The organism is Salinirubellus litoreus, from assembly GCF_037335815.1.
Taxonomy (GTDB): Archaea; Halobacteriota; Halobacteria; order Halobacteriales; family Haloarculaceae; genus Salinirubellus; species Salinirubellus litoreus.
The window spans coordinates 4,276,370-4,300,148 of the sequence record NZ_CP147841.1; the positions used below are offsets into that span (position 1 = coordinate 4,276,370).

Annotated in this window: 21 protein-coding genes and 3 pseudogenes; 14 read left to right on the forward strand and 10 right to left on the reverse strand. The window is 63.6% G+C overall.

Going from position 1 to position 23,779, the window contains the following annotated elements:
- Positions 1-639: 639 nt before the first annotated feature.
- Positions 640-765: pseudogene (locus WDJ58_RS26420) on the forward strand (stress protein); the annotation flags it as partial.
- On the opposite strand, the pseudogene WDJ58_RS26425 reads toward WDJ58_RS26420, so the two are convergent.
- Positions 765-950 (reverse strand): annotated as a pseudogene (locus tag WDJ58_RS26425) (type II secretion system protein); the annotation flags it as partial. The pseudogenes WDJ58_RS26420 and WDJ58_RS26425 overlap by 1 nt on opposite strands.
- Before the next feature lie 178 nt (positions 951-1,128).
- On the opposite strand from WDJ58_RS26425, the gene WDJ58_RS21315 reads away from it, so the two are divergent.
- Positions 1,129-2,382: an RNA-guided endonuclease InsQ/TnpB family protein gene (locus tag WDJ58_RS21315; RefSeq protein ID WP_380661666.1), complete on the forward strand. Its 1,254-nt coding sequence runs from the start codon at positions 1,129-1,131 to the stop codon at positions 2,380-2,382.
- Positions 2,383-2,389: 7 nt separating this feature from the next.
- Here the strand turns inward: WDJ58_RS21315 and WDJ58_RS21320 are convergent, their stop codons facing one another.
- Entirely contained in the window at positions 2,390-2,785 is a 396-nt protein-coding gene (locus WDJ58_RS21320) for a hypothetical protein (RefSeq protein WP_338915325.1), read from the reverse strand.
- Between the two features lie 306 nt (positions 2,786-3,091).
- On the opposite strand from WDJ58_RS21320, the gene WDJ58_RS21325 reads away from it, so the two are divergent.
- Positions 3,092-5,593, forward strand: a complete 2,502-nt coding sequence (locus WDJ58_RS21325) for an efflux RND transporter permease subunit (RefSeq protein WP_338915326.1) — start codon at positions 3,092-3,094, stop codon at positions 5,591-5,593.
- Positions 5,594-6,073: 480 nt separating this feature from the next.
- Complete coding sequence (locus WDJ58_RS21330) at positions 6,074-7,174, forward strand: DoxX family protein (RefSeq protein WP_338915327.1); 1,101 nt, start codon at positions 6,074-6,076, stop codon at positions 7,172-7,174.
- 315 nt (positions 7,175-7,489) lie between these two features.
- On the opposite strand, the gene WDJ58_RS21335 is transcribed toward WDJ58_RS21330, so the two are convergent.
- Together WDJ58_RS21335 and WDJ58_RS21340 are read right to left on the reverse strand one after the other, a co-directional pair.
- Entirely contained in the window at positions 7,490-9,292 is a 1,803-nt protein-coding gene (locus tag WDJ58_RS21335) for an L-aspartate oxidase (RefSeq protein ID WP_338915328.1), read from the reverse strand.
- Positions 9,293-9,664: 372 nt separating this feature from the next.
- On the reverse strand, positions 9,665-9,994 hold the full coding sequence (locus tag WDJ58_RS21340) for a hypothetical protein (RefSeq protein WP_338915329.1): 330 nt from the start codon (positions 9,992-9,994) through the stop codon (positions 9,665-9,667).
- A 141-nt stretch (positions 9,995-10,135) separates the two neighbouring features.
- On the opposite strand from WDJ58_RS21340, the gene WDJ58_RS21345 reads away from it, so the two are divergent.
- From WDJ58_RS21345 to WDJ58_RS21355, 3 genes are all read left to right on the forward strand, one after another.
- Entirely contained in the window at positions 10,136-10,375 is a 240-nt protein-coding gene (locus tag WDJ58_RS21345) for a hypothetical protein (protein WP_338915330.1), read from the forward strand.
- Between the two features lie 3 nt (positions 10,376-10,378).
- On the forward strand, positions 10,379-11,311 hold the full coding sequence (locus WDJ58_RS21350; RefSeq protein ID WP_338915331.1) for a hypothetical protein: 933 nt from the start codon (positions 10,379-10,381) through the stop codon (positions 11,309-11,311).
- 215 nt (positions 11,312-11,526) lie between these two features.
- Positions 11,527-12,786, forward strand: coding sequence for an ArgE/DapE family deacylase (locus tag WDJ58_RS21355; RefSeq protein WP_338915332.1), 1,260 nt, complete (start codon positions 11,527-11,529; stop codon positions 12,784-12,786).
- Positions 12,787-13,045: 259 nt separating this feature from the next.
- On the opposite strand, the gene WDJ58_RS21360 is transcribed toward WDJ58_RS21355, so the two are convergent.
- The 3 genes from WDJ58_RS21360 to WDJ58_RS21370 all read right to left on the reverse strand — a co-directional run bounded on the left by WDJ58_RS21360 (position 13,046) and on the right by WDJ58_RS21370 (position 16,487).
- Complete coding sequence (locus tag WDJ58_RS21360) at positions 13,046-15,223, reverse strand: heavy metal translocating P-type ATPase (RefSeq protein WP_380661668.1); 2,178 nt, start codon at positions 15,221-15,223, stop codon at positions 13,046-13,048.
- A 79-nt stretch (positions 15,224-15,302) separates the two neighbouring features.
- Positions 15,303-15,731, reverse strand: coding sequence for a universal stress protein (locus WDJ58_RS21365; protein WP_338915334.1), 429 nt, complete (start codon positions 15,729-15,731; stop codon positions 15,303-15,305).
- Positions 15,732-16,064: 333 nt separating this feature from the next.
- Positions 16,065-16,487, reverse strand: coding sequence for a universal stress protein (locus WDJ58_RS21370; protein ID WP_338915335.1), 423 nt, complete (start codon positions 16,485-16,487; stop codon positions 16,065-16,067).
- 88 nt (positions 16,488-16,575) lie between these two features.
- Between WDJ58_RS21370 and WDJ58_RS21375 the strand changes: the two genes are divergently transcribed.
- Entirely contained in the window at positions 16,576-16,878 is a 303-nt protein-coding gene (locus tag WDJ58_RS21375) for a hypothetical protein (protein ID WP_338915336.1), read from the forward strand.
- 236 nt (positions 16,879-17,114) lie between these two features.
- Here the strand turns inward: WDJ58_RS21375 and WDJ58_RS21380 are convergent, their stop codons facing one another.
- A complete protein-coding gene (locus WDJ58_RS21380) occupies positions 17,115-17,390 on the reverse strand; it encodes an amphi-Trp domain-containing protein (protein WP_338915337.1) in 276 nt (91 codons plus the stop codon).
- 208 nt (positions 17,391-17,598) lie between these two features.
- Between WDJ58_RS21380 and WDJ58_RS21385 the strand changes: the two genes are divergently transcribed.
- A complete protein-coding gene (locus WDJ58_RS21385) occupies positions 17,599-17,781 on the forward strand; it encodes a universal stress protein (RefSeq protein WP_338915338.1) in 183 nt (60 codons plus the stop codon).
- 66 nt (positions 17,782-17,847) lie between these two features.
- Complete coding sequence (locus tag WDJ58_RS21390) at positions 17,848-18,081, forward strand: universal stress protein (RefSeq protein ID WP_338917889.1); 234 nt, start codon at positions 17,848-17,850, stop codon at positions 18,079-18,081.
- 153 nt (positions 18,082-18,234) lie between these two features.
- On the opposite strand, the gene WDJ58_RS21395 is transcribed toward WDJ58_RS21390, so the two are convergent.
- On the reverse strand, positions 18,235-18,522 hold the full coding sequence (locus tag WDJ58_RS21395; RefSeq protein WP_338915339.1) for an amphi-Trp domain-containing protein: 288 nt from the start codon (positions 18,520-18,522) through the stop codon (positions 18,235-18,237).
- Between the two features lie 180 nt (positions 18,523-18,702).
- On the opposite strand from WDJ58_RS21395, the gene WDJ58_RS21400 reads away from it, so the two are divergent.
- Complete coding sequence (locus WDJ58_RS21400; RefSeq protein WP_338915340.1) at positions 18,703-19,566, forward strand: universal stress protein; 864 nt, start codon at positions 18,703-18,705, stop codon at positions 19,564-19,566.
- A 53-nt stretch (positions 19,567-19,619) separates the two neighbouring features.
- Here WDJ58_RS21400 and WDJ58_RS21405 read toward each other — a convergent pair whose 3' ends face one another.
- Positions 19,620-20,111 (reverse strand): DUF2267 domain-containing protein, encoded by a 492-nt coding sequence (locus WDJ58_RS21405; protein ID WP_338915341.1) that lies wholly within the window; start codon positions 20,109-20,111, stop codon positions 19,620-19,622.
- Positions 20,112-20,214: 103 nt separating this feature from the next.
- Here WDJ58_RS21405 and WDJ58_RS21410 point away from each other — a divergent pair, with 103 nt between their 5' ends.
- From WDJ58_RS21410 to WDJ58_RS21420, 3 genes and pseudogenes are all read left to right on the forward strand, one after another.
- Entirely contained in the window at positions 20,215-21,108 is an 894-nt protein-coding gene (locus WDJ58_RS21410) for a universal stress protein (protein ID WP_338915342.1), read from the forward strand.
- Positions 21,109-21,269: 161 nt separating this feature from the next.
- A pseudogene (locus tag WDJ58_RS21415) lies at positions 21,270-22,811 on the forward strand (SLC13 family permease).
- Between the two features lie 79 nt (positions 22,812-22,890).
- Positions 22,891-23,757: a universal stress protein gene (locus WDJ58_RS21420; protein WP_338915343.1), complete on the forward strand. Its 867-nt coding sequence runs from the start codon at positions 22,891-22,893 to the stop codon at positions 23,755-23,757.
- Positions 23,758-23,779 lie beyond the last annotated feature (22 nt).

A 23,779-nucleotide genomic window follows, 5' to 3' on the forward strand; every position in this document is an offset into this window, starting at 1 on the left:
AATCACCTCCGAAAGATTCCCTATCGCTGGACCGGGCAGCTCGTGGCGCTACGAGACCCTAGACCGACGCCGAATAGGATAAATTGATCATAAGTGATTGTATCAATATAGAGGAACCGAAGCGGGAGGCGATCGGCACAGTGAGAGCTATAGATATCTACTACGTGTTCTTCAGACGATAGTGGACTCAATGAGCGTATACAGTATAAAATTGAGTTTTAGTGAATTAACCCTCATTTTTAAGCATAATACAAGTAAATTTTCGCGTAGATTCGCATTATTCGATAGGATTTCATTCTCGCTCTATAGATGACACCTACCTCGTCCATGTAGATATGATATCTGCCAGTATTGGTCCGACTCCGGGGAAGGTATCCTACTCCACGACCAGAGTTCCAAATATAAATATTCATTATCTCATCTCCGTTCGATTCAGCCCATCGGATTTCCGGCTGACAGCGTGGATACGTCGGTAGTGAGGCTGTGTGCGGGAGATGTGACACCACTCCGAGACCTGGGGGCCGAGACGACTCGTATCCGGGTGTGCAGGGTGAGATTCCAGACGACTGAGAACCGTTCCGCGGATTGGCGTTCGTCCAGTGACGAGTACGACCGTGAGAAATGATGTTCAAACAGATCATGGTCCCGACCGACGGGAGCTGGTTCGCGGGGACCGCCGTCGGCCGCACCATCGACCTGGCGCGGGAGACGGGTGCGGCGCTCCACACCGTCTACGTCGTCGGCCTCAGCATCGTGGGCGGCGAGGCGAGCGCCGATCGGACCCGGCGACGGGTCGCCTCGATCCACGCCCGCGTGTTCCGCGCCGTGAGTCGCCGCCGGAGGAGCGTCGTCGCCCGCTCGCGGACGAACGCGGCCCGGTCCTCGACGTCGAGCGTCCCCGACACCGTGGCCTCCCAGACGCGCTCCTTGCACGCCTCGACGAGCCGATCGATCGCCTCGCGGTACTTCGGAGCGGAGGTTCAAGTACCAAAACGGGACCAACCTGCCTTGGATGCCTCCGAGTACTCGGACAGCCCAGCACGACCGCCGAGCAGTTTTATTGAGCTGGCAACGGGTGCCAGCTTGGCAGAGAGGAGGCCGGGCTGGTCGGGGGTATTCGAGCAATCGATGAGACGGACAAATACATTCGAAGTAGTACCGCTCTCCGAGAGAGATTCGGAGATACTACACCGAACTCTAGATGCGTCAGCAGCACTCTGGAACGAGGTGACGTACACCCGCCGACAGCGCTTCTTCAACGACGAAGACATATGGGACGTCACGGAACTCTACGAAGAGTACAACCCGGTTCTCAGTGCGGCGACGGCCCAGACAGTCATCCGTCGAAACGACGAGATGTGGCGATCATTCTTCGCATCCTCGGACTCGTCATCGTCACCACCCGGCTACTGGGGCAATCGGACTAACGGCCGAGAGCTTCAGACCTACATCAGGAACGACAAATATTCTCTTGAGTGGGGAACTCGGTCTCGTCTAGAGATTCGAATCGGCCAGCAATTGAAGAACGAATTCGGTCTCGGAGTCTACGAGCATCTACGCTTGGAGGCCCGTGGACGGCCAAAGTGGGAGGGAAAGCAAGGTCGACTCGTATTTCGATACGACAAAGTCGATGATCTGTTCCGAGCCCATCAACCCGTAATTGTTCCCGAACCTGTCCTTGAATCCATAACTGGAGATGATATTGCAGGCCTTGATATCGGCGTTAACAATTTCGTCGCCTGTACCACAACGGGAGGACACCAATATCTCTACGATGGGTCCGTAGTCTATGAACAGTTCCGGGAAACGAGTGAGGAGATCTCACGGGCTGAAGCAAAGCTCCCTCCCAAGCGAGACGGTAGCAAGCGAATCCGTGCGCTCTACCGAAAACGAACCCGTCGTCGAGACCATGCGATCGCCGCGCTTGTCCGTAATCTCGTAGAGCGTCTGCACCGACGAGACGTTTCGGCCCTATACCTGGGTGGCCTCAATGGGATCCTATCCAAGAAGCGGTCCTCAAGAGTGAACCACATGACCCACAACTTCTGGGCGTTCGACAAACTCAGGCGGCGCTTCAAATCCGTGTGTGAGGAGTATAGTATCGACGTCTCCGTTGAATCTGAAGCCTACACGTCACAGACATGCCCGAGATGCGGGCAGAAGGATACCACAGCCAGAGACAAAGACTCGTTCACCTGCGAATGTGGTTTCAAAGGACATGCAGACCTAACCGCCTCGGAGAACATCCTGCGACGGTACACTGACCAGCGGATCGACAGGCCGATGGCACGGCCCGTGCGGTTCGAGTGGAACAATCACCAGTGGCGTTCAACCATAGACGCCTTCAGCGAAAACGCCCTCGAACAGCGCACAGACCCGTAAGATACCCTCACAGTCCACTCGACTGGTGAGGGATGCCTCCACGGGTGGATGTCAATTCGGGTCGAATCCTTCCTTTCGTACACGATACCGTAGAGAGGCCAGTAGCTATCCGAGCATCTACTGCCTCCCGGGTGAGCGGCCGCCGAAGTTCGGCCTCCTCGAAGTGTGCGAGCACCCGTTCGAGCGCTCGCTCGCCCGCCCCGGAGAGGGTCGGTTCGCGCACCCCGTACCGCAGCCGGCCGTCGCGCTCACGGACCGTCGCCACGACCCCCGGGTGGACGCTCCGCTGTGCGAGTACCTCCGGTGCGTACCACGCCTCGCCGTCGTCCGGGGGCCGCGGCGGCGGGACTGGATACCCGTCGCTGTCGGTCGTCCCCGGGGCCCCCACCCCATCGACTGACACTATCGAACGCTGGGTGCTCGCTGATACGTAAACCTACGCGTCGGTGGGAGAAGGTGAGTCATCGGACCGGACTGCGGCCGCTCGTCGCCACACGCCGTCGTCGTGGACGGAGCGACGCGGACGTCGTTCGAACCGGTGTTCGGACGCCAGCCGGCCCGCCCAGTCCACACACGGCCGTCGTCTTTCGACGCTCTCGCCGTCGGAGGTCGCGTTCACTTCGTCGCTCGTCCCGCTCCCGGTGAACCGGGTCGATCGGACGTCACATGATGATCCTTACTACGGACGGGTTCGTAGTGGGGCGTACCCGTGAACTATCAGTGGTTGATCGACCGGGTCGACGATCAGATCGTCAATCACCCGGGAAAGATCATCCTCCTGTTCCTCCTCGCCACGGTCGTGTTCGTGTCGGGGCTGGGCGCGATCGAGACCGAAGCCGGGCAGCAGCAGTTCATCGAGGATCTCCCCTCGTTCCAGGCGCTCGAGGACGTCCAGAGCGACTTCGGCACGAGCTTCTCGGGGACGAGCACGACATCGACGACCCTCGTTCAGGACTCCCAGAACGCCCTCTCAAAGCCCGCCCTCCTGCGGATGCTCCGCACACAGGAGCAGATAATGGAGAGCGACCCGCTACGCGTCACTGCCACCGCGAGTCCGGCCCGGACCGTCGCGACGACGCTCGATCCGGACGCGACCACGCTCGAAGCACAGGTGCTCGCCGTCGAACGGGCGACGCCGGGGCAGATCGACCGTGCGATCCGCCGAGCCGCGGATCGCAACCCCACGTTCACCGCGAGGGTGAGCGACGACTTCAACGTGAACACCGCGTCGGCGTCGGCCACGGAGGCGTCGGTGACACACCGTGCCGGTCCGGGGATCGGTGGTGGCGGCGGGCCGGGCGGCGCGGCGGACTTCCCGCCGGACCGCGAGGAGCGCATCCGGACGATCACCTCGACGACCGCGCCGGACATCCGTGTCCTCGGCGACCCACCGGATACGATCACCTCGACGCTGGTCCTCGTGCTCCCCGCAGCACTCCTGTTCATCGCGTTCTTCCTCGTCGTCGCCTATCGCGACCTCGTCGACCTGTTGCTGGGGTTCGTCGCCATCGTCATGACCATCGTCTGGACGTTCGGGTTCCTCGGACTCACCGGCATCCCGTTCGCCGTCCTGCTGGTCGCCGTCCCACCACTGCTCATTGCGATCGGGATCGACTTCGGTATCCACGCCATCAATCGCTACCGCGAGGAACGGGTCGCCGGCAAGGACATCACGGACGCGATGATGCTGACGACCGACCAGGTGAGCATCGCGTTCTTCATCGTCATGGGCACGTCGGCCATCGGGTTCCTGTCGAACGTCGTCAGTGCGTTCCCGCCGACCCGTGACTTCGGTATCACCGCCGCCGCCGGCATCCTGTTCACGTTCCTCATCTTCGGCATCTTCCTGCCAGCGGCGAAGGTGTACATCGACCGGCTCCGCGAGCGATACCCGATTCCGACGTTCTCCCAGACGCCACTGGGTTCGGAGTCGTCCCCGCTCGGACGCGTCCTCAACGTCGGTGCCGTGATCGCCGACCGTGCCCCGGTTCTCTTCGTCGGTATCGTCCTCCTCGCGACGGTCGGCGGCGGCGTGTACGCGAGCGGGGTCGGAACCGGGTTCAGCCCGGACGACTTCCTCCCCGCCGAGGAGACCCCGGAGTACCTGCAGGTCCTCCCCGAACCGTTCCGTCCGCCCGCCGAGTTCGAGTACGTCAAACTCGAGAACTTCCGCGACGAGAACTTCGAACAGGAGGGGCAGGTCCTGATGCTAGTCACCGGACCCATGGAGCGTGATACGTCCCTCGAGCGACTGCATCGTGCCGGGCAGGACCCCCCACCGACGTTCGAGCGCGAGGGTCGAGATGCGGAGGCCGAGAGCCTGATCACCGTGATCCGGGCGCAGGCCGAACGCGATCCGGAGTTCCGTCGGCTGGTCGCGCGCAACGACCAGAACGACAACGGCATCCCCGACGACAACCTCCCGCGGATCTACGACGCGCTGCGGGACTCCTCGGCCAGCGACCGGGTCGAGCAGTTCCTCAGCGAGGACCGTCGGAGCACCCTGATCATCTATACGGTCGACGGGGACGAGCCGAACGACGCCATCACGGCGGATGCACGCCACGTGGCGACGGGGTTCCGTGCGACGGCACAGCCGACCGGAAACGCCGTCATCTTCGACGAGGCCCTCGGGCTGGTGTTCGAGACCGTCATCCAGAGTATGATACTCACGGTCGTCGGTGCGACCCTGTTCCTGATCGTCGTCTACTGGGTGCTCGAGGGGTCACCGTTGCTGGGGGTCGCGAACATGGTCCCGATCGCGCTCACTATCGTCGCCCTGGTGGCGTCGATGCGGGCGCTCGATATCAGCTTCAACGCGATCAACGGGACGATACTCGCGATCGCCATCGGCCTCGGCATCGACTACTCCGTCCACATCGTCCACCGGTTCGTCGACGAGTACGCGGAGCGGGACATCTATACGGCACTCCACCGGACCGTCGTCGGGACCGGCGGTGCGCTCACCGGGAGCATGTTGACGACCGTTTCGGGGGTGGGCGTACTCGCACTCGCGCTCAACCCCGCCATCGGCGTCTTCGGGCTCCTGATCGCTCTGAGCGTGCTCTACGCGTACCTGGCTTCGATGTTCGTCCTCCCGTCGGTGCTGGTGCTCTGGGCCCGACTCACCGCCCACGGGGGCGAGCGGGTTCGGGAGTCGACGATCCCCGAGTCGGGGCCGAGCTCCGACCACCCGGTGGCCGGGGAGTGAGCCCGACGAGCGGGGCGGTCGTGAACGCGGTACGATCCGGCCCTCCTCGGTCTCCGACAGCACCTCGGCGAGTGCCACCGTCGCGTCACGGCCCGCCGTCTCGAGCGTCCGCTCGTGCGGGTCGTGGTCGATCCCGGCGACGTTCGGAATCGAGACCGTGTCGGTCGACACCCCCGACAGCTGGGGGTCCGTCACGTCCTGGCCGCCGCCGGTGAGCAGCCGTCACCACGATACCCCCGGCGCCCGACCTGCCGAGCGGCGGATTCGGGAGATCCCCGGTCCCGAAGGGGACACGGAGAGCGTCGAGCGCGAATCGGCCGGCGCACCACTGATCCGCGGTCCGACCGCGAACCGAACCACGATCCCCGGATACCGGCGCCACCACGCGAGCCGAACACGGGCGACTCCGGTACGACGTCCGGTCCGGTGTGGTGGTCGGTCACGGGCCAGCCTTAATGCCGGGCGACGCCTACCGCAGACGTGACCGGAATCGCCACACTGCACGGCCGTGCGTTCGGTTTGCTCCTCCTGCTGTGGGGGTTCGCCGGACCGACGCGAGCCCACGTCGACTACGTGACCGAGGAGGGACCGGCCGGGTCGCCCACGGAGCTGTTCGGTGCCGTCGTGAGCGACCCGGTCGCCCTGGCGCTGCTCGGCGGCGGCGGGCTGTTCGTCGCCGTGCTGGTCGCCGGCTACCTCCGCTTTGCGAGCTCGCTCCCGGACGTCGAGGTCGCCCGCCGGACGCTCCGGTCCTACCGGCCGTACCTGCCGTGGATGCTCCGGCTCTCGGTCGGGTTACCGCTGGTCGGCGCGGGTTTTTCGGGCTACCTCTTCTCGCCGAGCGTGCCCGCCGAGGCCAGGCTCCTCCAGGTCGGGCTCGGGTTCTGCCTGCTGTTCGGGCTGGCGACCCGCATCGTCGCCGGGGTTGGACTGCTCGTCTATGTAGCCGCCCTGGCGGGCGATCTCACGCTCCTGCTCGCAAGCGAGTACGTCGCGGGCTTCCTCGCCATCGTGGTCGTCGGACCCGGACAGCCCAGCGCCGATATACTCCTCCGCCGGCTGGTGGTCACCGACGGGACCGTCGCCAGCCGCTTTCGCGACGTTGCCACGCCGGGGACGCTGCTCTCGCGGCTCGGGATCGACGCCGAGGCGGCCGCCGTGGTCCTGCGCGTCTTTCTCGGGGCGAACTTCGTCTACCTCGGGGTGGCCCAGAAGTGGCTCGAACCCGCGCGGGCGGCCGCCGTCGTCGCCAGGTACGACCTCACCGCGGTCGTGCCGGTCTCCCCGGAGCTGTGGGTGTTCGGGGCCGGCCTCGTCGAGGTCGTCGTCGGACTGGCCTTCCTCACTGGAACCTTCACCCGGGGGGCCGCCGCCGCGGGGTTCGTCCTCCTGACGACGACGCTGTTCGGTCTCCCCGACGACCCGGTGCTGGCCCACGTCACCCTCTTCGGGCTCTCCTCGGCGCTGATGGTGACCGGCGCCGGTCGGTTCTCGCTCGACGCCTCGGTCGTCCCCACCCTCCGGCGCCGGTTCGATCCGGCCATCGAACGGGGGAACGAGGGACGGCCGGCGGCGGACTGACGCTGCTGTCGGGGGAAGGATGAGTGCTCGACCTCCCGTTCGTGGTCGTTCTATCGGGGTCGGTACCCAGGGAGCGACGCCCCCACCTCCGACTGGTCAGTAACGTCCTGATTCACTCCCTGGCTCCGGGCCGTCCGATACGATAGGGGGCGGGACGGCCTCCGTGGATCGCTCGACTCCTTCGGCCGATCCGCCAGGAGTACGCGAAAACAGTGTACGACACGCCGCCTGCAGTCCGTCACGAAGGGTCGACCGCCTCCGGACGTCCGACGCCGATCCTGGCTCGTGTCCTGACCCGGGCAGGTCGGATCCGGGTCACTCGAGCTGGTGGTAGTCGAGTTCGTATCCGGCGTCGAGCGCGGCCTGGACGGCCTCGCTCGGATCGTCGACGGGCCGGGTCGCGAGCCGCATCGCGCCGACGCTGTCCCGGTCGACGATCAGGTTCCGTCGCCACTCGGGGTCAGTCTCGGGATGATCGGTCCGGGCGTGTGCCCCGCGGGACTCCGTCCGGGCCGCCGCGCCCCGGAGGATCGCCTCGGCGACGTCGAGCGCGAACCCGAGGTTCATCGCGAACTCGAACGACCGGCTCGTCGGCCCGCCGACCTCGAGGTCGCTCGCCCGCATCCGGAGGTCGGCCAGTGCGTCGAGCCCCGCCGACAGCCCCTCCCCGTCTCGGAGGATACCCGCGTGCTCCCACAGCAGCCCGCGAAGCCCGTCGAACAGCGCCTCGGGGTCGTGGGTGCCGTCGGTGTCCGCGAGCCCGCGCAGGTCCTCGAAGTGGATCCTCGCCAGGTCGTGGAGCCGGCTGCGGTCGACCCCGTCGCTCGCCCCCGACAGGAGGCGGTCGGCGATCGCCTCGCCCGTGACCGCGCCGAACGCGACGGTCTCGGCCAGCGAGTTGCCGCCCAGACGGTTGGCCCCGTGGACGCCGGCCATCGTCTCGCCGATGGCGTAGAGCCCGTCGACGTCGGTCTCGCCGGTCCCGTCGACGAGGATCCCGCCCATCCCGTAGTGGGCCGTCGGGGCGACCTCGACGGGTTCCTCGGCCATGTCGACGCCGAGGTCGGCGAAGCGCTCGTACATCCGCGGGAGGCGCTCGCGGATGAAGTCCCGATCCCGGTGGGAGATGTCGAGGTAGACACCCCCGTGCTCGGTCCCCCGCCCTTCGCGGACCTCCCGGTCGATGGCCCGGGCGACGACGTCGCGGGCGTCGAGCTCCATCTGGTCCGGCGAGTACCGCTCCATGAACCGTTCGCCCTCCGCGTTGAACAGGCGGCCGCCCTCGCCGCGGACGGCCTCGGTCACGAGTCTCCCGTCCCAGTCCTCGCCGTAGCGGTCGCCGACCATCCCGGTTGGATGGAACTGGACGAACTCGACGTCCATCAGCCGCGCGCCGGCCTGGTAGGCCAGCGCCGGTCCGTCGCCGGTGTTCTCGTCGTCGCGCGAGGAGTGCCGTTCGTAGAGGCTCGTGTAGCCGCCGGCGGCGAGCACCACCACGTCGGCCTCAAAGAGCACGAACTCGCCGGTGTCCGTGTCGAACCCGGCGGCCCCGAGCAGCCGCTCGCCCGCGTCGTCCGCGAGCAACCGCGTCACGAACACGTTCTCCCGGTACGGGACCGACAGTTCCCGGGCCCGCCCGATCAGCGTCTCCAGTAGCGACTCGCCGGTGTGGTCGCCGGCGAAGGCCGTCCGCCGGAACGACTGTGCGCCGAAGTACCGCTGGTCGATCCCGCCGTCGGCGGTCCGGCTGTAGGCCATCCCCCAGTCGTCCAGCTCGCGCAGGGCGGGGGGCATCCGGCGCGTGACCGTCTGGACCTTCTCGGGGTCGTTGAGGAAGTGACCCTCCCGGAGCGTGTCCGCGGCGTGGACCGTCCAGTCGTCCTCGGGGTCGTGGGTCCCCAGCGCCCCGTTGATCCCGCCGCGAGCCCAGGTCGTGTGTGCGTCGCCGTGGCTCCGCTTGCCGATCACTAGCACGTCCTCGGGGTCGACACCCCGCTCGACGAGTTCGATGGCCGTCCGCGCGCCGGCCGCTCCGGCACCGACCACCAGCACGCCGAGTTCGACCGTCTCGTAGGCGCGCTCGCACGGCTCGTCCCGGTCGGGTATATCAGAACTCACTGTACCGTTATTAGGACCCTCGGACGTTTAAACCCTGCAGAGCCGGAAACTGTCTCAGTAGCGCTTTCGAGAGTTCTGTAGACGGTTTAGCCTATATTCAGAGAATATAAACGAGGCGGGCGCTCGCCGTCGCGCTCGTCCCGTCCGTGGTGTCGTGGCGTCCTCGCGACGCGCCGGACCTCGGGTACGACGCGATCGAGACCGGCTCGGGCTGGAGACGGTCACCGACAACCGCGCGGTCCGCGAGTCGGGGACAGGTCGATAGGCCTCGGACGTCGCCGCGTCCGATTCATTCGGACGGTTGTAGTTTTTTTACCGGTGACCGCCGACCCCGTCCGGGCGATCGCCGGTACATCGTTACGACCGCCCGTATCAGAGGACCCGCTTGCGGTATCCCTCGGCAGCAGCCCTGTCGGTGACCCGGCCCGACTCCTCGGCGGCGTCGAGAACCGCCTCGACGAACGACGTCGGCACCTCGGCGCCGAGGAAGTCCGACCCCTCGCGGCCGGGCGTCAGTCGGGCCATCGTTCGCTCGGTCCCGTCGTCGTTGTAGATACTCCCGACCTGTGTCCCGTCGCGGTAGAAACGGAGCGTGACGTCGGTCGGCTCCAGTTCGTCGAGACTCGCCTCGAACACCATCCGGTCGTCCTCGATGCGCGCCAGCAGTCGGCCGTCGTGCTCGGTTACGAGTGGTCCCGTCATGGTATCCCTTCGGCCGGGGACGTGCTGTGGGTTCGGATACCGGCGAGGGGTCGCGAGCTCGGGAACCCCTAGAGCCGAACCGGCAAACGAGTACCTACACTGAGGGGTTAATCCGCGCTGGACCCCTACGGTTCGGTGTAAATGCTCGCCGAGATACGACGCGCGAACCGGGACACGCGCGTCCAGTACGTCCTCATGGTGATCTTCGGTGCGCTGTGCATCGTCGCCGCACTCGCACCGCTCCCGGAGTCGATCCGGATCACGGCCGTCGGGACCCTGTTCGGGTTCACCGCCGGACTCTGGGTCTCCCACCTCGTACAGGTGCTCCAGCGCGCCGTCAAGGCGAACGGCGACGGGGCCGATCTCCCGGGTGCCGACTGACCGATGACCGCCCAGGAATCCACCACCGAGAGCGCCGACACGGGGAGCGACTCGAACTTCCTCCGGAGCATCGAGTTCCTCACCGGCGAGAACCCCAACCTGGGGTCGTTCCTCCTCGTCGTCGGTCTCGTGACCTGCGTGTTCATCGCGCTCTTCCAGTTCACCCTCCCGGCGCCGATCTCGCACCTGCTCACGGGGGGCGTGCTGTTCGTCACAGTAGTCAGCGCCCTCTTCGCAGTGCTCCTCGACACCCTCGGCCACTTCGACCGGGATACCGCCGACGTCGCTGCCGAGAGTGGGACCGTCGACCCCACCGACGTCACCGAACCGTGGGCTCTCGACGGGACGGTCGCCTCCCTCCCCCCGGTGGTCGACTTCGACGACGAACTCCGGGCGTTCGCCGACCTGTACGACGGCGACCTCCCCGCGCAGTTCGATCCGTTCATCGAGGACTACCGACGGCTGAAGACCAACACGCGGAACCGCCGGACGATCGCCAGCGACCTGCGCGCCGACCTCAACCCGATCGGGGTTCTCTTCGACGAGGGCACCAGGGGTAACGACCTCTACGAGGAGGTCGGTGACCGGCTCTTCCGGTATATCCGCGGTGGGAGTACCCTGACCGTGGGGCACGCGGTGTTCTACGACGGCAGCGGCGACGAGACCGCGGTCGAGGACCTGGCAGGCGGGGTCGGTCACGTGGAACTCGCCGTCGAGAACGAGGGCGAGACGGCCGACATCGAAGTCACGGTCCAGTTCTTCGACGGGGACGGCGCCCCGGTGTCCAGCCAGACCGCCCCCATGGGAACCCTCCGTTCGGGCGCCGGGGAGACGATCTCGACGGACGTGTTCGTTCCGGAGGACGCCGAGAGCGCGACCACGACGGTTCGTACGTCCGGTCCCGGTTCGGACACCGAAACGGTCGGACCTCGATGACTCGACGGACCCCGTAGACCCGATCTCCTCGGGCTATGGGGCTCGTGACCGACTGTCAACGATCTCCGGATCCATTCCATATCTTTCCAAACGGCTGGGTCGTGATCGATCTCGCCTCCGAGCACACGCAGCACCTCTCGTGACGACGTGAAGTCCGGCCCTCTGGCCGTGCGTAGAAGCCACTATGGCACCCCCGTCCAGATGATAGAACGATAATGCAGATAGACGAGGCGTCGATGCGGGAGACCCTCGAACGGTTCGTCTCGTTCGCGAGCTACCCCGGCGAGGAGGCCGCCGTCCAGTCCTGGCTCCGCGGTCAATTGGAGGAGTTGGGGTTCGAGACGTACGAGTGGGAACCGGATCCGGAAATCCTGGCGGATCACCCCTCGTTCCCGCCACCCGAAACCCTCGATCTGGAGGACCGGCCGAGCGTCGCGGGCGTCCTCGAGTTCGGGGAGCCCGACGACGGACCCACGGTGGTCCTCAACGGCCACGCCGACGTCGTCCCGGTCGAGAGGGACGCGTGGACGAGCGACCCCTTCGAGCCCCGGTGGGATGACGGCCGGCTCTACGCCCGCGGGGCGCTCGACATGAAGGGCGGGCTCGTCGCGTGTATCTTCGCGGCGCTCGCCGTCGCCGAACGCGCGGAGGAAGGGGAGGGGGAGAGCCTCGACGGCCGTCTCGTCGTCGAGAGCGTCGCCGGCGAGGAGGAGGGCGGGATCGGGGCGGCCACCGCGGCGATGCGCAACCCGTACCCCTTCGAGCGCGACGCGGCGCTCGTCGCCGAGCCGACCGACTTCGCCGTCGTGATCGCCGCCGAGGGGAGCCTGATGAAACGCCTGGGGATCGTCGGCGAGTCCGCGCACGCCGCCCGACGGTGGGAGGGCGAGTCGGTACTACCCCACTTCGAGCGGATCCGGCACGCCTTCGAGGACCTCGAACGCGAGCGCGCCGAACGGGTGACTCACCCGCTGTTCGAGGCGTACGAGAACCCGTGGCCGGTCAACTTCGGCACCGTCGAGGCGGGGTCGTGGGCGTCGAGCGTCCCGGCGGAGCTCACCTCGGAGATCCGGATCGGCGTCGCCCCACAGGAGACAGTCCGCGAGGTCGAAGTCGAGTTCCAGGAACGGCTCGACGCGGTCGCCGCGGAGAGCGACTGGCTCTCGGCACACCCGCCGACGTTCGAGCGATTCTCGATCCAGTTCGAGGGCTCGGAGATCGACCGGGACGAGCCGATCGTCCGGCGACTGGTCGCGGCGGCGGGCGAGTACGGGATCACCGAGCCCGAGTACGAGGGGTTCACGGGCGGGACCGACGCCCGTCACTACATCGATGCGGGGATCCCGACGGTGGTGTTCGGCCCCGGGTCGGTCGACCTCGCCCACAGGCCCGACGAGTACGTTCGGTGGGACGACGTCGTGCGGGCGAGCGAGATCATCGCCACGACGGCCGAGTCGTATCTCACAGCGGAGTGATCTACCCGCTCGGTCGTGCCATACATAAGGAGGGCAGCGAGCGATGGGTCGACGGCGACCGATTCGACTTCGAAGCGGGAGTCCGGCGAACTCCCTCGCGACTCTCCAGGGCGTGTCGGCCGGCTCTCGCCTCGGTCGCTCTACGGGACGAGAGTACGTCGTCGTACATCGCTGCTAACAACCGGATGCTGGGACATCGGGTTGCCATCCCGCGTGGATCGTCGTTCGACCGGGAACGTCGATCGCTCTGATCCGATCGTCAGCGATAGCTCAACAGACGGAGTCCGTTCAACGAGACGACCACGGTCGACCCCTCGTGTCCGATCACGGCGAGAGGAAGCGGGATCCCGCGCAGGAGGATCGTTCCCACCATCAGCGCGATCGCACCGAACGCGATGGCGAGGTTGATCGTGAGCGTTCGACGGGTCCTCTGTCCCAGTCCCAGGACGTACGGGATCTTGCTGAGGTCGTCACCCATCAGCACGACGTCGGCGGTTTCGAGCGCGACGTCCGTCCCTGCACCACCCATCGCGATGCCGAGCGTCGCCGTCGCGAGGGCGGGTGCGTCGTTGACCCCGTCACCGACCATCGCCACGTTCTCGTAGCGATCGACCAGTTCTTCGATGGTCGCCACTTTCTCCTCCGGCAGCAGTTCCGCCTGCACCTCGTCGATACCGACCTCGTCGGCGATCTGCTGTGCGACGCGCTCGTTGTCGCCCGTCAACATGACGATGTGCTCTATGCCGAGCGAGCGGAGGTCGTCGATCATCTCGGCGGCACCGGGACGAACCGTGTCGGTGAACGCGAGCCACCCCAGCACGGTGACTTCGCCGCGAGCCTCTCGAGCGACGAGAACGCTCGTTTTCCCCTCCGCCTCCAGGGTCCGGAGCCGATCGAGACCTGTTTCGAGACCCTCGATCGCTGCATCCCCGAGGACCGTCTCGACGTAACTTCGATTCCCGATGTGGACGGTCCCGTCGTCGACGTCGGCTCGGACGCCTTTCCCGGCAACTGACTGAAACCCCCGTGCGTCGGGGACGGCGAGTGATCGTGCTTCAGCTTCCGCCACCGTCGCACGGGCCAGGTGATGCTCCGAGCGGGCCTGCACAGCGGCCGCAAGCGCGAGTAGCCCGTCGGGAGTCAGTGGCTCGTCCGTCTGCCCGTCACGGACGAACACGTCCGTCAGCTGTGTCTCACCCCGTGTGAGTGTGCCCGTCTTGTCGAAGGCGACCGCGTCGATGTTCGCTGCGGCCTCGACGTGCTCGCCGCCCTTGAACAGGACGCCCTGCCTGCCGCCGGAGGCGATCGCCGAGAGGACCGCCGCAGGAGTCGAGATGATGACCGCACACGGCGAGGCGGCCACCATCAGGGTCATCGCGCGGTAGAACGTGCCGGTGAACTCGCTCCCGAGCGCGAGCGGGATGGCGATCGCAGCGATCGTGAGCCCGAACACGCCGAGGACGTACGGTTGTTCGAGGCGGTCGATGAGCCGCTGGGTCGGGGCCTTCTCGCTCTGGGCCCGTTCGACCATGTGGATGAGGCGGCTGATCGCCGACTCGTGGGCCTGCCGCGTGACTTCGATTTCGAGGCTCCCGCTCTCGTTGATGGTCCCACCGAACACCTCGTCACCGGGTTCCTTCGGCACGGGGACGGATTCACCGGTGAGCGAGGCCTGGTCGACCGTTCCCTCGCCGGACTTGACGACGCCGTCGAGGGGGATTCTGTCGCCGGGACGAACGACGAACACGTCACCGACGGCGACGTCGTCGATGGGAACGGTGACCTCCTCGCCGTCGCGTAGCACCTGCGCTTCGTCCGGCCGCATCTCGACGAGGGACTTGATCGCCCGGCGCGAACGGCCGATAGCGTAGTGCTGGAGCGTATTCGACAGCGAGAACAGGAAGAGGAGCATCGCGCCCTCGAAGGGTGCCCCGATCGAGAGGGCACCGATCGCGGCGACGATCATCAACAGGTCGATATCGACCGCGCGGTGGCGGAGCGTCTCGACCGCGCCTTTGAGCCCGTACCAGCCGCCGAAGACGTATGCGACGGCGTAACCGGCCCACCCGAGAAGTTGCGGTCCCTCGAGCCACCCGGTCACGAGGCCGGTCACCATCCCGAGCAGCGTCAGGCCGACGAACACCGCCTCCCGTCGGAGTTCCGAGCGGGTGCTCACGTCGTCCGGCGCGGTATCGGGGTCGTCCTGGATCGAGACGTTGCGGTCGCGGACCGCGTCTCGAATCGTCGCTTCCGAGGTGACGCTCCCGTCGTAGGTGATCCGCGCGCTCCCCGTCCGAAACGAGACGTCGACGTCGTGGACGCCGGATAGACTCCGGAGATGTCGTTCGAGTGCCCGCGCTCCCGCTTCACCACGACCACCTCGTCGTTCGATGTGGACGGTACACGTCGAGAGAGACGGTGATTCAGTAACGGCCACGTTCTCGGTCCCTGTGGTCTGGTTGGCTTTCATGTGTTAGGGATACCAACGATATACAAACGATATCTGGTCGAAGAGGTCATCCGATGACCGTCACCGGGATCCGTGCTCGGCGGGTAACCGTCTCGGCGACGCTTCCGAGGAGCATCCGGCCGATTCCCGACCGTCCGTGGCTACCCAGAACGATCTGGTCGATCCCCTGGTCGTCGGCGTATTCGAGGATCGCACGCGCCGGTCTGCCGACTTCCGTGACAGTATCGAGTTCGATACCCTGCTCTGCCGCGAGGTCGGTAGCGGTCGTGTGAATGCTGGTAGCGCGTTCCTGGGCGTTGTCGTACCAGTCCTCGGCGACTGGCAGGCCACCTGCTTCCACGTCGATCACCGCGTCGACCGGATCGATGACGTACAGTATGGTGATGGTTGCGTCCGGGAAGGTCTCGAGAGCGTAGGTGAGGGCACGCTCGGAGAGCGGGGAGCCGTCGAAGGCGACGAGAACGTTGTCAGACATACGACTGATTTTGGCGGAGACTGAAATGAACGTACCGTTCCGAACGGGTTCGTGTTGTGGGGTCGACTTCCCGCGCCTGTCACATCCAGCAACGGCCACGCTGTGACCAGAGAGGTCTTGCCACTACTGTTCTCGATAGCTGGTAGAAACAACATCATGAGACGGATTCAGGCTGAGCCCACGGATGCTGTCAAGCCAAAATATCACTACCGCTCATGAGAAACTCCTTGCTGAGACGGATCGGGTGCCGAACAATGAGTCAACGTGAGTGCTCCACCGATCGAAGCGCATTCAGACGGCTAGTCTATCACAGTTTATATCTCGATTCAATTGTCATAATTTCCTCTCCTGCTGACGAACGGTAAGGACTGGAACTGGAGACTGGCGGACCACACGTTCAGCGACGCTCCCCATCACGAAGCGATCCACTCCAGTTCGACCCTGGGTGCCCATCACAACGAGATCGATCCCATGAGTCGCGCTATAATCGAGGATCTCTTCAGCCGGAACTCCCTCAACGATCTCCGTTATCACATCGAGACTGGCTTGGGCTCCAGCCACCTCAACGTCTCGTACTGCCTTCCGTCCTTCCTGGCGGAGTGGCTCGAGAAGCGGTCCGGATCGCGATACCCGCGTATCAACCACGTACAGGGCATGAACCGTGGCCTCGGACTGCTGTGCAATTTCGAGGCCGTGTTCGATAGCTGCCTGCGCTCCCTGACTCCCATCTGTGGGGATCAAGATGTCGGTGTACATACTCTCGCCTTCATCCGGTGAATGTATGAAACTCGCCCTATGGGAACCACCACGTAGAGTTTCTTACCGCCACGACCAATAAACGCATATGACCGTGAGAGAAGCTCTGCAAGCGATCGATGAGAGCGTGAAAGACGCCTTCGATCTCGGAACACGCAGACAAGCGAAACAGAAGGAAGGATCTCGTCGGAACGTCTACGAGAAATCCCTTCGAGAGGTCCAACAAGTCGCCGGTGACGAGGAGATGGAGGCGCTAAAGCGGTGGATCATTCAGTCCATACGGGAGGATGAACGCTTTCCATCCGGTCGGGAAACCCGGAAGAGAGGGGCACAGATCTGTCGGGACAGCGGCCACAATATCCCGACTGGGTCGTTCTTAGGGGCCGATTGACTGATGGGTCTGATCGAGGCACCCAAATCTTCGGACGATCCTCATCATTGGGGCAGCACTCGCTCTCACCCCAGCGCTCATCCTCGTCATCGCCCTCGGGTCGGCGATCCTGATAGATAATCCACCACTGACGATCTCCGAACTCGCGCTCTTGGAACTCGGGGCTCTGGTCCTCTGAACCGGTATCCTCGTGGTCGTCCTGTTGGTCTACTCCCGTCGAAAACACGGGTAGGCTGTTACCCGATCTCGAGCTCGCCGCCGTCATCGCCATCTTCCGGCCATTCGAGTTCGAACTCGATGCTCAGCTCCTTCGGGCCATTCGTCGGGCCTTCGCGTTCGGCTTTCACTTCGAAGGTGGGCTGTGTGGGAGGCTCAAGCGTCACCGAGTCACCACCACCCTGGAGCGTGATCGGTTCACCGGCGTTGAGTTTATCGACGACCGTCTGGAGGTACGAGGCGATCTGTTCTCGGTTCATACGCTGCTCTGATTTGAAGAGCACTTCCTCTGGCATACGAGAGAGCCTACATGCCGTGAGAGGGAAAAGAGACGCGATCACTGTGGGAATTCAAATGATAGCTATCGGTAGGACCGGCTGAGTACGGATGAAACTATCCGCTCACGCTGTAGTTGGCATCCCGGAGATAGGGGGAGGCACGTGTGACTGCAGTCAGATTGGCTTGCCTGCAGACTTTTCTCGTTTCGCGGTCTGATGTGTAGTCATGTCACGACGAATTTTCGTACCCGTGGACGGATCGCCGAAGTCTCTGGAAGGGCTGGAGTACGCGGTAACAACGTATCCGGAGGACCAGGTTACGGTTCTTTCTGTTATGACGCCACACGGCGCGTGGGAGAACGACGACAGACCGCTCTCTCAGGCCCAGTTCGAGAAATGGCACGACTAGGCTCGGGACGAAACTGACGACATACTCGACGAGGCACGCGAGCTCGCCGCCGATCACGGGGCGGAGATAACCACAGAGGTCGATGTAGGCGAACCATGGCGGGCAATCGTCGAGTACGCCGAGAGGAACGATATCGATCACATAATCATGGGAAGTCACGGCCGAGACGACGATTCGCCACTCCCCTGGGGAGTGTCGCCGAGACAGTCATGCGGCGGTCGCCTGTCCTCGTCTCCATTGTCCGGTAGGTATTCGTCTAGTAAGATATCGTCGAATACAGGCCCGCTCTTTTCCGGTTGAAGCCGTTAGTGTGAGCTGACAATACACTCACTCTCGCTGTACCAGAACGATAGCGAGTCCAACGATCACGCCACCACCGAGTAGAAACAGGCCCAGTCGATGGAAACAGGATGTGGCCGTACATGATCATGTCTTGGATATCGGGAGACGGTCCTACGCGCCCTCGTTCACGATATTCAGTTTCCCTTCGTTCTGGCTCGCAGCTTCACGCCACCAGACCAGCTCAATTTCGATACTCTGTTTGGCCTCAGTGTCCCCTTCGGACCAGTCCGACTCCCCTTCGAGCTTGAGCGTCACCGGCTCGGTTGGATTCAGCACGACCTGTTTGCCACCCAATTCGAGTCTCACGTCCCCATCGCCATCGAGTTGATCTGCTAGCTCACGGAGATACGAGGCGATCTCGCCACGCGTTTTCTGGGCTTCTGCTTCTAGTTCTCCCATGCTGAAACTTTTACATGACACCTCGATAAACGTCGGGGCCGGTTCCCGCTCAGTGAGACCACGCTCGACTCAGACCCCATCCACAATACTGCTTTGCAAGACATCACTGACCCTTGTGATCCGAACTCTCGAGTGGGACACGAGGGGAACATATAGCACCAAGCGTGTCAAACGGTGCCTATGGACACAACCGGCCAGAACGGGACGCTCCTGGTTCCGGTAGCGAATCCTGAAACCGTAGAACGACTCCTCGACACTGCCATCGATGTCGCACGGGGACGATCGATGCGGATCCTCGTCGTACACGTCGTCGAAGTCCCCCCACAGCTTCCGCTCTCTGCTGGAGACAGCCTCATCGAAGAGCACGGTGAAGAAGAACGACTTCTGGATGATGCGGTCGAACAAGCCACCGCTGCCGGTGTCACCGTCGAATCCCGGATGCGCTACGCTCGAGATGTTGCAACAGGCATCGTTGGAGCTGTCGATGTACACGATGCAGATGCGCTTCTCGTAGGGTGGCGCGGGCGACCCCGGCGACGCGATGTCGTGCTGGGAAGTTTTCTCGACCGCATCCTCGGTGAAGCCCCTTGTGACGTCTTCGTCAAACGTATCCGGTCCCCCACTGGCGATATCACGTCGATTCTCGTTCCAGTCGCAGGAGGCCCCCATGGAGAGCTTGCCGTCGGGCTCGCTGGGACGATTGCGTCACAACACGAGGCGGCGGTGCAGCTACTCTATATTCAACAGCCATCTGCGTCCGAGTCGGCGCAGGAAGATGCTGTTGTTCTCCTCGAGGAGGCTTCGTCCCGTCTCGAAGACCTCGATATCCGCGTCGAGTCAACGGTCCTCCAGAGTGAGCACGTTGCAGGGAAGATTACAGACGAAACAGCGAACCACGATCTGACCATTCTGGGTGCGACACGAGAGCCGTTTCTCAGGCGGATGCTCGTCGGTTCGGTCGCCGAGGGAGTCGGGCGGACGGCCGTGAGTTCGGTGATCTTGGCACGCCGAGCTCCTACGCAGAGCGAATCGGAGAGTGGGTAAGCCGAGACCGGTGACTCGACTACTGTCTCTGGAACAAAGATCTGCGTTGTCGGTTAGCTATCCGTCTCCCCGGACGGGTCAGTAACTCCCTCGTCGGATTGCGGACCTCCGCCCGTCTGTGCTTCTTGGGCGTCACCCCAGCCACCTGCGTCGATGACTGCGAAGAGCTTGCGCCAGTTTTCGTCGTCCTCACTCTCCGGGAGCTGGTCACGGAGCTGTTGCAGGTCGGACGCCGGCACGAGTGTACTCACGAGATCCATGATGACCTGTGCGTGATAGGCAGCCTCCGGTGGATCGCTGCCCTCGATGTCACTCACACGTGAGACGAACTCCCGCCAGTCGAAGCGCTGGCCGTGTTCGTGGACGGCCCCGGTCAGATACCACTGGATCTCCATCGGGAGCGAGGCGGCGAGATCTTCAGCGTTCCCCTCAGGTATTCGCTGCCCTAAGGTCATCAGTGTCGCTCGAATCGCTCGGACTGTCTCTCCAGTGCCGGGCAGTTCGAGGCGGTGCTGGATCTCCCCTGTGAACTCATCGAAATTCATGGATATCTCCGTAGAGCTACGAGACACGCTCTCATAACATCTTGGCCATCGAGAGTACCCTGGCAAATCATGAAGGGAGTCGCCCTCGAAATCCCGCTCAAGGATGTATGACCGTATTGTGATCGCTGTGGATGGGAGTGATGAAGCGCAGCGAGCAGCGAGACGTGGTCTCCAACTCGCTCAAGTCTTCGACGCGACCGCCGCCGTTCTCTCTGTCGTCGAACAAAAAGCCCTCCGGCTCACAGAAACCTCTGCCGTGAAAACCCAGTTGCGAGAACGGAGGGAGTCGGCCATCACAGAGATCGAGGAGCTTGCGTCGGAACTCGGTCATCCCGTCACCACGACACTGACCGAAGGCAAGCCCGCGGTCCAGATCAGTGAGTATGCGGCCGAGCAGGACGCAGACCTGATCGTCGTCGGGAGACAGGGATTGACCGGGCTCGGTCGGCGGCTCTTGGGCGGTGTCACCGAGCAGGTCCTCCATCGAAGTGACGTCCCCGTGCTCGTCGTCCCGGGCGAGGACGACGCTGAAATGGAGGCCGATTATACACGCGTTCTCATCACGACCGACGGGAGCGAAAACGCCGACGTGGCGATTCCGCATGGAATAGCGATCGCACAGCGCTATGATTCAGCCGTTCACGTGTTGAACGTCGTGGACCTGCAGGCGGCAGGAGGTGCATTTAACGCAGGAGGGCTCGAAAAGGAGTTCATCGAACGCCTCGACGCGAGAGGGCAAGACGCCGTGGACAGTGTCGCAACCAAGATCGAGGACTCTGCCCCGGATCTGACTGTGGAGACAGCTGTCGAACGAACGTCATCGTTCGAGGGGGCTGCTGCCGGTGTTCGTGAATACGTCGAGGAAAACGACGTTGACCTCGTCGTCATGGGTTCTCACGGCCGGTCGAATCTCCAGCGTCAACTGATCGGGAGTGTCGCTTCCACCGTGCTACGGACCGTCGACGTCCCGGTCCTTGTGGTAAAGCGATCCGGTTGATTCCATCATCCGTAGAGGCACTTTGTGGTTCCGCAGGAGGAGGAAGGGTTGATCTGGTTCAATCCTCTTCCACACCGGTACAAGCTGATCTCGCATGAAGGATCTCGGTGGGGTTAGTCATCCATATGTGAATAAGTATCTCGAATATGATGATAGCAGAAATGATTCTCCCCGGTGGCCGTCCCCGTTACATCTCTCGACAACGTATAGAACTGGTCGCGGGACCGCTCGTATTCGCTAGCTTTCTCGTATTCACACCATTCGAAATCTCCTCGTCGGCCAACGCCGCACTCGCAAGCACGCTTTGGATAGCGACGTGGTGGGTGACCGAGGCAATCCCGATCCCGGCGACGAGCCTCCTTCCGATCGTGCTCTTTCCCGTGACCGGCGTCGTCGACGTCCCGGCGGCCACGGCACCGTACGCCGATCCGGTCGTGTTTTTGCTGCTCGGAGGATTCCTCCTTGCGCTCGGGATCGAACGCTGGGACCTTCATCGGCGTATCGCGCTCGCCATCGTTGGGTTCGTGGGTGTCCAATCGGATCGGCTGTTGCTCGGGTTCATGCTGGCGACTGCGTTCCTCTCGATGTGGATTTCGAATTCGGCGACGGCAATGTTGATGGTCCCGATCGGCACCGCGGTCATCGTGGCGCTTGGAACCATCGACGAACAGGGGTATCCACCAGCCGAAAATCAGGACGTAGACGAACTCGTTGCAGGGGTTCGAACCGACCCCGAACAACGCCCGGCGACGGACTTCGGCCTCGCCCTGATGCTCGGCATCGCGTACAGCGCGTCGATCGGTGGGGTGGCAATCCTGATCGGTAGTCCGCCGAACGCCGTCTTCGCCGGCGTTGCGGAGTCCCGGCTGGGCGTGCAAATCAGCTTTCTCGACTGGCTCGTGTTCGCGGGGCCGCTCTCGCTCGTGTTCCTGTTCATCTCGTGGGGACTGCTGTTGAAGCTCATTCGCCCCGAACTGTCACTCGATCAAGGAGCCGAGACAGTCATCCGAAGAGAGCATGAGACGCTCGGATCGGTCTCTCGCGGTGAACGTTGAGTGTTGGCCGTCTTCATCCTCGTTGCTGGCGGGTGGCTCCTGCGACCGTTCGTCCTCCAGCCGCTCTTTCCGGCAATCACGGACACCGTCGTTGCTATGGTCGGCGGCATCCTCCTGTTCGTCGTTCCCGTCGATTACGAGAATCGAGAGTTTCTTTTGAACTGGAGTGACGCGACGCGCGTCCCGTGGGGAGTCCTCCTGTTGTTGGGAGCAGGGTTCTCACTGGCGAACGGGTTTCAGGCAAGCGGGTTGGACATGGTCATCGCGCAGGGGCTCGCCGGTATTGCGGGGGTGCCGGTACTCGTACTCGTGCTGATCATCGCGACCGTCGTGGTATTCTTGTCGGAGGTCACGTCGAATACGGCGACGGCGACAGTGTTCATGCCGATCATGATCAGTCTCGGATTGACCCCCGGGGTCTCACCGCTGTCGCTGATGGCTACTGCGGCCCTTGCAGCCTCGTTCGCGTTCATGCTTCCGGTCGCAACGCCGCCCAACGCGGTTGTTTTCGGCAGTGGTTACGTGACGATCCCCCAGATGTCTCGTGTCGGGTTGTGGTTGAATCTGCTCGGCATCGTCGCTCTCGTCGTACTCACATATGTGTGGTTGCCGATTGCCATCGGATCGCAGGATAACGTCAACGAGTGATCTATCGTACGGAGGGTGGCGGCGGTACTCCGGTCCAATCCTTGATGAGGCCTCCAATCGAACCCCCTATGATCGACTGATGTTCGACGAGATCCTCGTCCCGACCGACGGTAGTGAGTGTGCGCAGGCAGCCGTCGGGTACGCCGAAGATCTGGCAACACGCTACGAAGCGAGAGTACACGCACTATGTGTGGCCGATTCCAGAACGCTCGAAAACGCCCCTCGAGCCGACCAAACCAAGCAAGAACGAGCGGAGCTCGCGGAGAGAACCTGCAACGAGCTTTCGGAGAGTGGCGTCGAAGTCGAACAAGCCGTCCGTACTGACATCCCCCACAAGGCGATTCTGAGCTACGCAACAGAACAGGACATCGATCTCGTCGTCATGGGAACCCACGGCCGGACCGGCGTCGAACGGTTTCTTCTGGGGAGTGTCACCGAGAAAGTCGTCCGGCTCTCGGATGTGCCAGTGTTGACGGTCCGAGCGGAAGAGGAGAGTGACGTCACGTACCCTTACACCGACATCCTGGTGCCAACCGATGGGAGTGAGGGAGCTGAGGCCGCTATTAGCCCTGCTGTCGACATTGCGCGCACCTACGACGCTCGCGTGCATGCCCTCTCTGTCATCGATACGATGGCCATGGGCGTCGATGTCCGTTCGAGTGCGATACTCGACGCGCTCGAAGAATCGGCACGGTCGGCGGTCGAAACCATCGAGGAGCAGGCTGCCCGTGCATCCGTTTCAGCAGTCGAAACCGCGATACAACACGGGTACCCATATCGAACGATTCGCTCCTACGTCGAGGAGCACGATATCGATCTCGTCGTCATGGGAACGCACGGACGCAGTGGCATCGAGCGATACCTCCTCGGGAGTGTTGCCGAGAAAACAGTGCGGACGTCACCAGTACCCGTGATGACGGTTCGGATGCCTGAACCACAGGACTGACCGGCTGCGGCAGGGAGAGTGC

Coding starts and splice junctions, on each gene's coding strand:
- WDJ58_RS21410 (WP_338915342.1), top strand. CDS start 20,215: ATGTATGACCGTATTGTGATCGCTGTGGATGGGAGTGATGAAGCGCAG.
- WDJ58_RS21400 (WP_338915340.1), top strand. CDS start 18,703: ATGGACACAACCGGCCAGAACGGGACGCTCCTGGTTCCGGTAGCGAAT.
- WDJ58_RS21375 (WP_338915336.1), top strand. CDS start 16,576: ATGACCGTGAGAGAAGCTCTGCAAGCGATCGATGAGAGCGTGAAAGAC.
- WDJ58_RS21350 (WP_338915331.1), top strand. CDS start 10,379: ATGACCGCCCAGGAATCCACCACCGAGAGCGCCGACACGGGGAGCGAC.
- WDJ58_RS21370 (WP_338915335.1), bottom strand. CDS start 16,487: ATGTACACCGACATCTTGATCCCCACAGATGGGAGTCAGGGAGCGCAG.
- WDJ58_RS21345 (WP_338915330.1), top strand. CDS start 10,136: ATGCTCGCCGAGATACGACGCGCGAACCGGGACACGCGCGTCCAGTAC.
- WDJ58_RS21315 (WP_380661666.1), top strand. CDS start 1,129: ATGAGACGGACAAATACATTCGAAGTAGTACCGCTCTCCGAGAGAGAT.
- WDJ58_RS21365 (WP_338915334.1), bottom strand. CDS start 15,731: ATGTCTGACAACGTTCTCGTCGCCTTCGACGGCTCCCCGCTCTCCGAG.
- WDJ58_RS21355 (WP_338915332.1), top strand. CDS start 11,527: ATGCAGATAGACGAGGCGTCGATGCGGGAGACCCTCGAACGGTTCGTC.
- WDJ58_RS21395 (WP_338915339.1), bottom strand. CDS start 18,522: ATGGGAGAACTAGAAGCAGAAGCCCAGAAAACGCGTGGCGAGATCGCC.
- WDJ58_RS21385 (WP_338915338.1), top strand. CDS start 17,599: ATGTCACGACGAATTTTCGTACCCGTGGACGGATCGCCGAAGTCTCTG.
- WDJ58_RS21420 (WP_338915343.1), top strand. CDS start 22,891: ATGTTCGACGAGATCCTCGTCCCGACCGACGGTAGTGAGTGTGCGCAG.
- WDJ58_RS21405 (WP_338915341.1), bottom strand. CDS start 20,111: ATGAATTTCGATGAGTTCACAGGGGAGATCCAGCACCGCCTCGAACTG.
- WDJ58_RS21340 (WP_338915329.1), bottom strand. CDS start 9,994: ATGACGGGACCACTCGTAACCGAGCACGACGGCCGACTGCTGGCGCGC.
- WDJ58_RS21380 (WP_338915337.1), bottom strand. CDS start 17,390: ATGCCAGAGGAAGTGCTCTTCAAATCAGAGCAGCGTATGAACCGAGAA.